This is a genomic window from Dyadobacter sp. NIV53, assembly GCF_019711195.1.
In the GTDB taxonomy this organism is placed as follows: domain Bacteria; phylum Bacteroidota; class Bacteroidia; order Cytophagales; family Spirosomataceae; genus Dyadobacter.
Map to the genome: position 1 here is coordinate 7325729 of NZ_CP081299.1, position 12710 is coordinate 7338438.

Genomic DNA, 12710 nt, shown 5'->3' on the forward strand with positions numbered 1-12710 from the left:
ATGGCATTAAATCCTGGATTGTCGAACGAGTGTTTGAATTAGGATATGATTCTAAAATTCATGGTCAGTATGATTCATCAAGACACTATTATGAAGGTCGCTTTGAAAACAAATTGGAGAGAATTGGAAAAAAATACCAATGGATAGCATTACATCAAATGTTATCCTTGCTCACAGATAATTATAAAATTAGAGAAAGTTGGTCAAGAGATATCAAAGGTAAGTTTTATGTTGGTCCTTGGGAATTAAGGTTGCGAGACATCGATCCATCTTTTACCACAAAGAGTGAAGAGAATAGCGATAGCCAAGATGATTTTGGTATTGTTAAAGAAACTTCACATTGGTGGAATATGGACAAATATGAATATTGGAACCGGTCACCTTCGGATTGGGGTAACTCTTCTTATGATCTACCTGATCCAGTTAAAGCTATCAATCGAAAAGACGAGATGTTAACAGAATGGTTTTATCTTAATCTTTCAAATACTTGGCAGGAACCAAAACCAGTAGGAGTTGATCGGTATAGCATTGGTCGAAAGGAGATATGGTATTCTTTCCAAGCATTTCTTGTTCCTAAGAATAAATTTTCTGAGACATTAAAGTGGCTAACAGGAAAGGACTTTTTTGGCGGTTGGTTGCCGGAAGAGCGTTCTCACACACAATTATTGGCAAGGGAAAACTACTGGTCACCAATAAGTAAACAGGCGCAAAAAGCTATGCCAGCTTGGCATAAATTGCGAAATTCAAATCTAAACGTTATGGTAGCTACTGAATCCGGCGTAGGAGAGCTAAGCCGTGACTATTCTGGAGCTCACCACTTGTATTCAATGCCGTGCAAAAAAATATTCGAGGGCCTTGATTTGACCTATTTGGAAGTCGACGGATATTTTAAGAATTCTTCTGGTAAAACAATTGCCTTTAGCGACAGGAAGACAGGTTGTTTAATTCAGAAGGATTCATTAATGGAATTTTTAAAAGCAACGAATCTTGAAATTGTTTGGACTCTCTTAGGAGAAAAGAACTTTTTCAGCAAGGATAAGGATAAAATTGATTACAGAAAATCACTAAGTGGAGTGTATTACTTACAGGATGGAAAGATTGTAGGAAATTTCGAGGTAAACGAGTGGTAGATGAATACATATTTTTATAAAGCAGGATGCGGTGATGCTGCAAGAATTAGCTATGTAGATCAAGATGGAAAAAATCGTCACATCTTTATTGACTCTGGCTACGACCGTACTTTTAGGAATTTGCTAGGAGATGAAATTAAAGCAATAAAAAATAGAGGAGAAAGTATCGACCTATGGATAATTTCTCATATTCATGATGACCATATTGGAGGGATTTATAGATTTATTAATGCAATAAAAGCAGGGAAAGCAATTGATATTGTCGATAATTGGATGTTCAATGCACCCAGAAAGTTAGAAAGATTGTTAGTAGAGGATTCCGTGAGTGAGGCGAAAAGTATCAATCAAGGAGATTTGTTAACATCATATCTTAAATCATTAGATAAGTTAACAGAAAAAGAAATTACAAACGATTTAGACGTTTTGGAAATAGAAGATTTGAAAATAACTATTCTATCTCCAAATATGACGAAATTGAATTCTTTATATAGTAAATACAAAATTATTAGTGTTCCGCTTGAAAAGTATGAACGTGAATTGATAAGTACAGCAAGTTCTCCGGTAGCACGTGATTATTTTGAGGCATTTGAGGATTTTGATCTCCATAATTTTCAAGAGGATTTTAATATTGAGAATGGTAGTAGTATTGCCTTACTTACTGAGCTCCAAGGTAAAACAATTTTATGGCTTGCAGATTCTCATCCTTCCACTGTGGTGGATAAGCTTCACAGGATGGGCTACTCATCAGATAATCAATTGGTTTGTGATATTGTAAAAGTTTCACACCACGGTAGCGCAGGGAACAGCAGTGATGAATTATATGATTGTATCAAGTGCTCCAATTATGTAATGAGTGTGGATGGTAAAAACATTCACGGGTTGCCGACTAAACAATGCATGGTACGAATTTTACTAAATAAATATCGTAGCACAGATCAGAAATACACGTTTTACTTTACCCACGACGACTCTGTTCTGAAATCCATTTTTGAAGTCGATGGAAGTGAAATATACGAAAAGTTAAATTTTAATATCATTTATTTATCTTCTGACAGAATAGCACTTATATTTTAATTAGTTTCTATAGTTAGGGCTTTGAAATTACATGTCCTTCTGTAAATTCATTAGAAATCTTTTCTACTAATACTATAATAGTCAATATATGCCAGCCATTAATAGATTCAGCAAAAAAGTAAGTGTATTACACTGATATAACCTTACAGTTTTTAAGCTGGATCACCCAAATAATATTTTGTTGTATAACAATCATTATGATGAATATTGCGTATATATGTCTAAGTTGATGCCTCTTATTTATATTTAAGGAGACCTTAGGTAGGTAAATATAAATTGTCAATTAATTTCAGCAACTTATACGAACTGTAAGGTAATAACAGGACGGAATAATGTTAACCTAAATCATTGCACTCAATGTTTGGCTATGGCCCGGGAGCTAAATTTAACTTTAATTTGAAATTGAATAATTATTCTTAAATTATTTACTGGTTTACATATTCTAAACCGCTTAATAAATTTTTCATTTAGATATTATATTAAAGTGAAAAATATTTTTTATTTTAAACTTAATTTACCTATTTAATTAATGATTTGGATTGCAGCAATATTTTGATTTTTATTTACAAGTTTTCAATTTATATGAAGGATTGAAAATATATGGAAGTTTCAATTCCGAATTATAGTTAACATATACTATTGAAAATAGGGAATTTTAATTCTGATTAATTTTTCATTTTGAAAATGATTTTATCACACCGATAACTTTTATTGTTATATGAAGGACTTTTTAACTCCAGAAGAAATCCAAGATGAGGGTTTTTTATTTCATAATTGGCAAATAGAACATCTTCTTAATCAAGCTGCTGAATTAGCTGATAAATGTCTCTCTGAATATAAAGAGCTTAAATCGATAGAGATGGCATTTAATCAACTAAACATCAGTTTGGATGATGAGTCGGAAAAGTTGAAGTTGGATAGAAAGCAGTTAAGTCAATTATTTCGAAAGAATCACGATATTACTCAACATCGGGTTGACTTTTTAAAACTTCAGATATACGTTATCAAGATTCCGTGGACTCAGCTAGTAAATTAACACAACAACATCCTGGTGATGATGGCTTTGGACAAAAGTTGGCAGAAAAGGAAGTCGAGAGCAATGCACGTGATAGAGAAAAGTTAATTAGTGAACTGAACAATGACATTAGCCAAGATGAAAAGGAGAGATCTGAAAAACTTTTAGATCGAAGAGATGATGTTTTGGCAAAGATGCGGACGACAGTATTAGCGGATATTTCGACGCAAATGAAAGAATTTACTGAACGTATTGATAAAAATTATAAATCTGCAAGTTATTAGATTAAAAGTTACTGTTAAAAGCCTTGAAGAGATCTTTGGTTATAATGAGAAGGGTTCATTTGATAAAATAAACAGCCCAGTTACCCTAGCTTTGTGGATAAGAGATGCTATTGATTTTGTTCTTGCAGAACAGCTTAGAGATCATCACGAGATTCATATAATTTCCCTTAGAAATGGTACCAGCGATATAGATTGGCAAACATCTATTAAGAGTAAGAAGATTATATTTAAAACAATTCCATCAGATTTTAAGTTGGAACGCGTTAGGTTTAGAAGTATTTCTGCAAGTGTTGTTGGGCCAATAACATTTCCAAAATCTCCCTTTTCACTATCTGTACATTTTCCAAAGACAGGAATTTATATTTTTGAAAATAACAGGAAACTTATTGATCAAAGCAAATTACCTGTATGTTTGATTGGAAGAGTTGAAAATATTCAATCTAATAGAGAGGTAGAGATTTGTGGAGGTGTCATTTTTAATAATGCTAGCCCAATTTGTTCTGAAGATACTTTTTTTGAGATTAATATTGAGCAATTACCTAGTGCCTCAGATAAGATTGAAGATGCAGAAGATATACTTATTGAGTTGCATGTCGTTGGAATCAACTAAATAATCAACAAAATGCATGAATTAAGAATGGAATTTAAGCTCGAATTACGCTCTGGTTCACGGGATCAAGCAGGGGCAAGGTTTAGCGATTATCATGGAAGTATAGGTAAAGATAGATTTTTGGATAATGGCTCATCGAGAAATCAACTAAAAAAGAATTCAAAAGTTTTATCAGAAAACCTTAAAAGTTTAGAAACTAACAGTTCAGGGTTTACTAAATCTTTATATCAAGTTTATGGTGCGACAGCAGGTATCATAAAGTCTGGAGTGGAGTTAGGAATAAATATTAATGCTAATTTATATGGAATTGATAAATATTTCAGCTTAACTAAACCAATTACTGATCAAATTAAGCTTGAATCTTTCATTTATAAAAATTACCAAGCAGGTGGAGATACTGATATGCTATTTAAGACTAGTTCATCATTACTTCTAACAATTTTGGTTGGAAGTTTACCAATTGCAGGACCAGTACTAGCTCCAATTGCAGGCTATATCTGGGAAGAAAAGTTTGCTGTTCCAACTTATAAATGGTTAACAACAGACTAGATATTTCTTATTTTAGTTCCCTTAGAATAATAGAGAATAACTTACTAAACCTTATATCCAAAATATTAAAAGATAAAAAGAATATTTAGCTGCTCAACTTCTCAGCTATTTTTGAAACACCCCGGAGATTGTAAACTGAACTGTGTCACCTCTTAATTTGCTTAAGGGGAAAAATAAGTAAATTAGTTTAATTTATAGACACTATGAAGACAAACGAATCCTTCAATTTCGAACGCTTCAAAGAAGAAGCAATGCAAGGTCTCTACGACGGCAAAAAGATGGGTGGTACCGATGGAGTATTCGCCCCGATTTTAAAACATCTTCTGGAATCGATGCTAGAAGGTGAGCTGAACAACCACCTGGAAGAAAGCAAAGCTGCGGGTGAGAGCAACCGCAAAAATGGTAAAACAAAGAAAACTGTCCGAAGTCTTCAATCAGGTCATTTAGAGATCGAAAGCAGTCGTGACCGCCAGGGTACTTTTGAACCTAAAATCCTGCCTAAGCGCCAATTGATTATCAGCGAAGAGCTTGAAGATAAGGTGATTGCAATGTATGCTCGTGGCATGAGTACACGCAATATTTCCGAATATGTAAAGGAAATGTATGCGATGGAAATTTCTGCTACCGAAATTTCTCATATCACTGATAAGATAATTCCGCTGATGAATGAATGGCGTAACAGGCCATTAGAAGCCGTTTACCCCTTCGTTTTTCTGGACTGCATGCATTATAAAGTACGCGATAACGGCACTGTTGAGTCAAGGGCAATTTATAACATACTGGGAATAACCCGTGAAGGAAAAAAGATTTAATTGGGATTTATCTATCTGAAAACGAGGGCGCTAAATTTTGGCTATCTGTTCTTACAGATTTAAAACAACGCGGTGTTGAAGATATTCTTATCGCTTGCATAGATGGTCTAAAAGGCTTTCCCCAGGCGATTGAATCAGTATTTCCCAAAACTAAAATTCAATTGTGTATAATCCACCAGATCCGCACTAGTATGCGTTATGTCCCAGAAAAAGACAAAAAAGCTGTTGTTGCTGATTTGAAACCTATCTACAAAGCAGTTAACCAGGAACAAGCCTATGAAAAATTACTTGAATTCGATGACAAATGGGGAAAGAAATATCCTTTGGCAGTAAAATCCTGGATGGATAATTGGGTGAATCTGTCTACATTTTTTGAATACACTGCTGAAATAAGGAAGGTTATTTATACGACCAATGCAATTGAAGGAATGCACCGTCAAATTAGAAAAATTACGAAGACAAAAGGGGCTTTTACGTCCGATCAGGCGCTGCTAAAATTGGTATATCTTGTTGTCAGAGATCTTTCTAAAAAGTGGACCATGTCAATTCATAATTGGGGCTTGACGATGTCACAATTGTACATTAAATTTGGTGATCGATTACAGGCTGACCGTGAATTTTTCCTTGGCGGCTGAATCTTCCAAAATCAAATCCTGACACAGTTCAGTGTACACTCCCACACCCCGCAGGCTTTGGGGCTGAGCTACAAGTCATATGTCTTCTATCTGCTATTGTTAGTCCTGGAATTGCAATAGTTAAGCGGACAAATGGTTAAGCCGCAATTTTCTGTTTGTTTAAAAGTTCTTCAAATTCTTTCGGTGAGACATATCCTAGAGCAGAATGAATCCTTTTTTTATTATACCAGGTTTCAATATACTCGAATACAATTACTGCCGCCTGCTGCTTATTGATAAAGGTATTTTGGTAAACACATTCTGCTTTTAAAGTCTTAAAAAAGCTCTCTGCAACCGCATTATCCCAGCAATTTCCCTTTCGACTCATGCTTCTAATAACAAGGGGGTTTTTATCCAGCAAGCTTTTAAATTCATTGCAAGCATATTGAATTCCCCGATCCGAGTGGAAAATTAATTCACTTGTAATACTTCTATTTTTACAAGCCATTTTCCATGCAGGTATCACAGTATCAATGGCTTTCATGGTTGAGCTAAGTGCCCATCCTACTATTTTCCTATCAGCTAAATCCAGTATCATGGTGAGATATAGCCAGCCTTGTGTCGTCTTAATATACGTTATATCAGATACCCACGCAGTGGCTATTTTATCCACTTTGAATTGCCTGTTAAGCTTATTTTCCACAACCGGATATTTATGCTCAGAATCCGTTGTGATGCGGAATTTTTCTTAACAATGCTTCTTATTTTTGCTTTTTTCATCAGTCTGGCAACCCTCGGACGAGACACTTTTACATCCTGCTTAATCAACTCCCGAGTGACCCTGGGGCTTCCGTATGTTTGTTTACTTTTACTATGAATAACCCTGATTTTTTCAGTAAGAGCCTGGTTTTCAATGGCTGCATTTGATAATTCACTGCTCAACCAAGTATAAAACCTGCTTCTGCTTACCTTAAAAACCATGCACATTTTCTCAATGGGAAATATTTTCCGGTAATCCTTTATGAACCGGAATATTTGCCATCGCTCCTGGAGAAAATGCCGACAGCCTTTTTTAAGATATCTCGTTCAAGTTGTGTGTCACGAAGTTCTTTCCTTAGCCGGGCCAATTCCTGTTCCGTTTCGCTCAAAATCACCTTTCCGTTGCCAGGGAAGCTGCCATTTTGTTTCGCAGAAAGTTCTCTGCGCCAGCGGTATAGCATTGCCGGCGGAACATCTAATTCTTTTGCCAATGCACTAAGGTCTGTGCGGCTGTTGCTTAGTTCAACACTCATTAGTTTGAACTCCTTGTCAAATACTCTTCTTTCTCCAGACATAAGTGTTAAGTTATAAAAGTTTCCCTTAACTCAGTGTCCGCTTAAAGGTAGCAAGTCCATCCTGTAGCAACGACGAACCGTTCATCCTTTAATACCCTTATAGAAATCACTCCCTTATCCATCACACGAAATTACAAACTATACTCAAATTAAACAGTAGATTTTATTGATACAGAAAGTGCTATCCTTAAACATCAAAATAAGCATCGTAACCGCCCAGGGTTCTCCAGAATTTACCATCACCCTTTTTTGATACAGTTTGCCCAAGGCCTGGTTCATTTTTTTCTTGTCGAACACTTCACTGTGGTGTTTGAGATACCACCAGGGGGCACTATCCAGATCAAGGTCCGGAACTTCTCCGTTCTCAATACTATCGAAGACGTTTGATAAGGTTTTCTGGATCCAGCTGAACTGACTGATCAAAGCATCCTGATAGGCATACGGGCCACCGACATCTTCCGGAGGGCAAGCTCTTCGCCCGGCTGTACAAATCGGGTGGCGATACCCCGGCCTGGCATTCTCAACCTTCTCAATACGAATTTCGTGTTTCCAGTAGTCGCCAAAATCATAAACATAGGAAAATTTATCTCGAGCCCTCAAACCTAAATCTTCGATAAGAATCTCACTGGGGTCATCACGATAGTAGGTACCTCCTTCATAGGCAATTCCATAATTCACTCCCCAAATATGAAAAACGTGTAAATGCTGGTTTTCCCAGCCCATCATTATCTGTATCAGATGATGCAGCTCTGTAATATTTGTATTGCCGTCAATAATAAAGCGTCGGTAGATCATCGGCGAAATATTCAGAATATGTACCTTCAAAAGATAAATCGTGCGACGAACCGCTGCACTTCTGGGGTCAACGGCTGCCGACTGGACTACATTTTTTGCTTTCATGAGAATGTGGGGCCGCCAAGGGTTAAAATCCTTCTCAAGTTATGAAAGAATCGATTGCCACACACCTTTGATGAATAGAGATTTACCACTTAATAAGTTGTTTTTTAGGTGATTAATTTTTTTATATCTTTCATTTAAGTAGGCGTAAGGTCGCCTGTATCCTAAAACTTAGCAGTTATGAAACAACTATATATGTTTGTATTCCTCATTGTGCTCAGTATAGGTTTACAGTCGTCCAAGGTTAATATCGATGGAAGCCGTATTGTAGCAACCGTAAATCAAATTGATGACTGCATCTGTGTAAAAGACAGAACCTACACCGTAGATTGCAAATGTGAACCAAGTGGGACTATCGTTAAGGCTACTTGCACGAAATATGTGTGCTCCACTGGTAATGGTGTTTGTAGTGATGGTTGTGAAAGTTGTTATTCCGCATGTGAAAGAGCAGGGATATTAGGAGGTGCAAGACCACCGGTGTGGTCTCCCGTAACAAACATAAGAATCGACATATATAACAGACGAACTAAAAATGGGTCAAATTATATGGAATTTGGTGCACCATTGAGCCCCGCTAATGCAGATGTTCAATTCCATGGATTTAAATTAGAACTATATCAGAAAATGGCAGAATGGGAGTCATACATTAGTGCAAAAGCGGCTCCTTCCCAATGTCGAGTTTTTTTTAGATTTTATGATGCAACTGACCAGTTAATAAACAAATTTCCAATAGCTCCCAACCAGTTCATAGAGATAGATGTAGATCAAGTCGGCAATCAACAAAAGTTCTCTGCAATCGTAGGTGGAGATCTTGGGAACAGGTGGCAAGATGTCTCTTATGGGTTTTTGTATATCCAATCTCGAAAAAAATAGTAGGACTTGCTATTTATTAACCGCATTGAATTTTCTGTATGAACCTCTCCCACACTTTTTGATGCACTCCGATTACAACAATAACCACATGCATAGATCACTGAACAGGATGACTCCAAATCAAAAGAGGAATATATTGGAAAGCGAACTCAAAGCGGGAAAAGAAATTTAATTAAATTACATAAAGTCCAACAAATCACTGCACTAAGAAAGGGAAGCCTACAGTCTACGGCGACCCAGTGATTTCGGGAGCCAATCCGGGTTGCCGGTGCGATCAATCCCAGCGGCGTGCAGATTGAAATTGGCAAGACTGCGGTTGGTTTTCCCATCATTTTGATTGTTTAAAGACATAAACTAAGCTTCAGGGAATGGATGGATGAATCAAGATTTTTCTATACGGGATTCTTAGGAAGAGATCACCAGTGAATTCAACAAGTGCCTCTTTGAGAGGCATAATCCATTCTAGCCTAGATTTTAAGAAGGACTTATGTGTACCAATATAGGTTGATAAGCTTATCTCTGAAGCTGTAACAAGATATGTAAAAAAGTAAAATTCACGCTATTCCTGTTGTCATTGGTATTCAATGGTACCCGCACAATCATTCGATGCTAGGACGGGTCACCCTAACTTCTAAATATAAAAACGTACCATTTGATAAATTGTTGGTCTGAAACCTTTAAATTATTGAATAAATTAATTTATAATATATTAAAAGTCTTAATCAATTTTTTCGACAAAAGAATTGAAAATTTGTCACATTTATTGTTGCATATTTTTGGGAAGCATAAATATACAGCCAAATATCACTATTTCTAATTGCATTTTAATTCAAGGAGAATGAAATACTTTTATCATAGATGGATTATTACTAGTATGTATGTCAATGCAACTGTTCTTTTGTCACTATACGTTGTTCGATATGTAGAGTCAATTGTGATAAATGCAGTCCTATTTTGGGTAATAGTATTATTCATCATTAGTATTGTTTTAAACCGATTACAACCAATAATTATAATTTTAAGAAGATTTAATGATAGTTCTAATGATGTAATCCTTACGGACTTGTTTCTTCCTAATGTTTCCAGATATGGACGAATTGTTTGGCTAGGGAGTAAATATTCAGAAGGAATTGTTAGCATTTAAAAGGTACACACCATTGGCTCTCGTATGTCAGTTAGTTAGTATAGTTGGTATGTCCATATATCTTTATTTTGATTGTGAAACTCTTTTAGATGTTATTTTAACAGCAATACTAGTATTAATTGGTAGTACATGGATGTTAGATGCATCAGTTGGAAACAGTAAATTGAAGGCTATTTCATTTTTTTATAAACTTAATTACCAACTTATTAATATTAGGCTATAATTTAAATTTTGTAAAAAATTATGAATTATTCATTGTTCTAGCTTTTGTATATTTTTTTGGCTTTTTTATAAGTCTTGATATACGGTTTGACTCTCTACTTTTTACATCAAAGATAAATGGTAAGTTAGATTTACTTTGGATGAAAATGGAACTTTGGTCACCATTATGGTTATTTCCAAGATTTATTGTTAACGGCCCAACTGTTATAATGGATATATGGCCAATTGATTCTAAATGGCAAGATTCTTTTCAGATTTTGCTTAATAAATCAAGGGCAGCAATTATTGATGTAACCTACTTAAAGCCGGCATCATCTTTAGAGTGGGAAATAAGAATGTGTGAAACTAAAAATGTAAGAATGCTTTTTTTGTGTAGAATAGACAAAGCAGTAGAAAAAATAGATCTTATTAGAACCATTGTTCCACAAGCAGTGATCTTTCCAAATGATTTTGAGTTAGGAAACCTAAACAAGGCCTTAAAAGAGCGAAAAATATTTAATCAATTTTCAACTTATAATAATAGTAGTTTTACAGAAAGGGAAGTCAATAATTACTGGAACTTTTTTTGGAGATATTTCTCTTGAAACATGGTTTGCTTATAGTCGTAATAGTAGCAATTAAACCATACGCGCTAAAATAGGTTGACAATTAATGATGGTTGCAGATTATCACTTTGATGATGCCTTCTATATTACTTTTTAAAATATCAATTTGAGTGTGGACGCACATTTAATTAGCATTATTACTTATCTTCTAAGGTGTGTTTCAAGCGTAGAATTCATTTCTTAAAACTATTATCCTAAATAATTTAACCCTTTGCGTTTAGCTTTGGAGCCAAATTTTTTATATAAATAGCTCTATATAACTAAATACATCTTAATAATCGCATAAGTATTTTATTAAATTCACAGGTCAAACTATTTACATTCGGTTTCAAATCAAAGCGGACTAATACTCTGCAGACATTTTATTATGGTCGTCCCTTTTGATCAGCCTGTAAATCGCCTTGCTTCCAAACTGCTTGTGCCGGCGAGTGAAGTAATGCGTTTTATTTAGGGTTAAATTAAAAGAAAGGAGAGAAACCGTCACGACTTCCTTGTATGTTTTTTATTTCCAGTAAGCCAAATATATTTAATCCTAACTCATACCAGGCAACAATTAGCCAATCTAAGCGACTGCCAATCATGAAGAATTGTATTAATGCAAAATGACGAAAGGAAACAGATTAATTTTTAATGTCCAGCTATCATAATATTCACAATAATGGCGCTTAGAATCAGTTAATCAGAATAATATTGAGCTTATTTTATTATAAAAACCTACGACGGATTTTGCGCTGGGCCGGCAATCTGGTTAGCCGCCGCTGTCCTTTCCTTTAATTAAACCCCACATTCAAACTGATGCAACAATTAAAAATACTTTATTAATGCTTTTTGATTGGTCAATTCAATGAGGGTAGCAGCTTATACTGAATGGACAACTAATTTTTTTCTTTTCCTAAAAAACGAAAAATTAATATTTAATATGTTTTAAGCTGTGTTAAATTGTCTAAATCACTATCTGTCGGTATTTAATTAAATCAGATTCTATTTCCATTAGTACCTTCATTGCTGTGTTTTTACCTCTAACCATTGCAAGTTCATCATTAATCGAAGGTTGTTCAACATTTAAAAATTTAGCTATTATCTCGAGATCTTTAATTGAATTCTCAACAGCTGCATCAAATATGGTTCTGTCAAAATGGTAATTTTTTTCAGAAAATAGGATAGAAGTATGTATCAAATTGTAGAATCTATTAGATGGAAATGGGTGAGATTGTTTGGACGCCATAACCTTCGCCAATAAATTTCTATTTTTTGCAAGTCTGACTGCCTCAAGAAGCAAAAAAAGCGATCCGATTGTTGTAATCCATAATCTAAATCTTGATACAGGGCTCATTTTTGTCATAGCGGAAAAACGTTCACCAAATGGCCTAGCTTCTGGGACGTCTGCGTAAAATGTGTCTACCATTCGATCAATTGCATAATCGTCTGCTTGGTATTCAAAGCCGAAGGAAAGCATTTGATTTGAGCTGCGATTAGATTCCTGGTCAAATTCTAAAAAGCATTCAAATCCCGATTTTGTAAATATCCGGCATGCCCCATTACAATAT

At 35.2% G+C, this 12710-nt stretch carries 10 protein-coding genes and 2 pseudogenes; 9 read left to right on the top strand and 3 right to left on the bottom strand.

Annotated elements, in window-relative coordinates; genetic code table 11:
• The first annotated feature begins 29 nt into the window (after positions 1-29).
• From KZC02_RS30215 to KZC02_RS30245, 7 genes and pseudogenes are all read left to right on the top strand, one after another.
• Positions 30-1130, top strand: a complete 1101-nt coding sequence (locus KZC02_RS30215; protein ID WP_221392064.1) for a hypothetical protein — start codon at positions 30-32, stop codon at positions 1128-1130.
• Positions 1131-2204 carry an MBL fold metallo-hydrolase gene (locus KZC02_RS30220; RefSeq protein WP_221392065.1) on the top strand — a complete coding sequence of 358 codons (1074 nt, stop codon included), beginning with the start codon at positions 1131-1133 and terminating at the stop codon, positions 2202-2204.
• A 718-nt stretch (positions 2205-2922) separates the two neighbouring features.
• Entirely contained in the window at positions 2923-3240 is a 318-nt protein-coding gene (locus KZC02_RS30225; RefSeq protein WP_221392066.1) for a hypothetical protein, read from the top strand.
• Entirely contained in the window at positions 3219-3503 is a 285-nt protein-coding gene (locus KZC02_RS30230; protein WP_221392067.1) for a hypothetical protein, read from the top strand. The genes KZC02_RS30225 and KZC02_RS30230 overlap by 22 nt, the downstream gene beginning before the upstream one ends.
• Complete coding sequence (locus KZC02_RS30235) at positions 3472-4113, top strand: hypothetical protein (RefSeq protein WP_221392068.1); 642 nt, start codon at positions 3472-3474, stop codon at positions 4111-4113. Before KZC02_RS30230 ends, KZC02_RS30235 begins: the two co-directional genes overlap by 32 nt.
• 12 nt (positions 4114-4125) lie before the next feature.
• The gene (locus KZC02_RS30240; RefSeq protein WP_221392069.1) at positions 4126-4662 is read left to right on the top strand and encodes a hypothetical protein; all 537 of its coding nucleotides are present in this window, start codon (positions 4126-4128) and stop codon (positions 4660-4662) included.
• Positions 4663-4865: 203 nt separating this feature from the next.
• A pseudogene (locus KZC02_RS30245) lies at positions 4866-6109 on the top strand (IS256 family transposase).
• A gap of 136 nt (positions 6110-6245) precedes the next feature.
• On the opposite strand, the pseudogene KZC02_RS30250 reads toward KZC02_RS30245, so the two are convergent.
• Both KZC02_RS30250 and KZC02_RS30255 read right to left on the bottom strand, forming a co-directional pair.
• A pseudogene (locus KZC02_RS30250) lies at positions 6246-7422 on the bottom strand (IS3 family transposase).
• A 144-nt stretch (positions 7423-7566) separates the two neighbouring features.
• Complete coding sequence (locus KZC02_RS30255; RefSeq protein WP_221392070.1) at positions 7567-8322, bottom strand: plasmid pRiA4b ORF-3 family protein; 756 nt, start codon at positions 8320-8322, stop codon at positions 7567-7569.
• 177 nt (positions 8323-8499) lie between these two features.
• Here KZC02_RS30255 and KZC02_RS30260 point away from each other — a divergent pair, with 177 nt between their 5' ends.
• Both KZC02_RS30260 and KZC02_RS30265 read left to right on the top strand, forming a co-directional pair.
• Positions 8500-9192 (top strand): hypothetical protein, encoded by a 693-nt coding sequence (locus KZC02_RS30260; RefSeq protein ID WP_221392071.1) that lies wholly within the window; start codon positions 8500-8502, stop codon positions 9190-9192.
• Positions 9193-10698: 1506 nt separating this feature from the next.
• Positions 10699-11142, top strand: a complete 444-nt coding sequence (locus KZC02_RS30265; RefSeq protein ID WP_221392072.1) for a hypothetical protein — start codon at positions 10699-10701, stop codon at positions 11140-11142.
• A 964-nt stretch (positions 11143-12106) separates the two neighbouring features.
• Here the strand turns inward: KZC02_RS30265 and KZC02_RS30270 are convergent.
• Positions 12107-12619 (bottom strand): hypothetical protein, encoded by a 513-nt coding sequence (locus tag KZC02_RS30270; RefSeq protein ID WP_221392073.1) that lies wholly within the window; start codon positions 12617-12619, stop codon positions 12107-12109.
• Between the last annotated feature and the right edge of the window lie 91 nt (positions 12620-12710).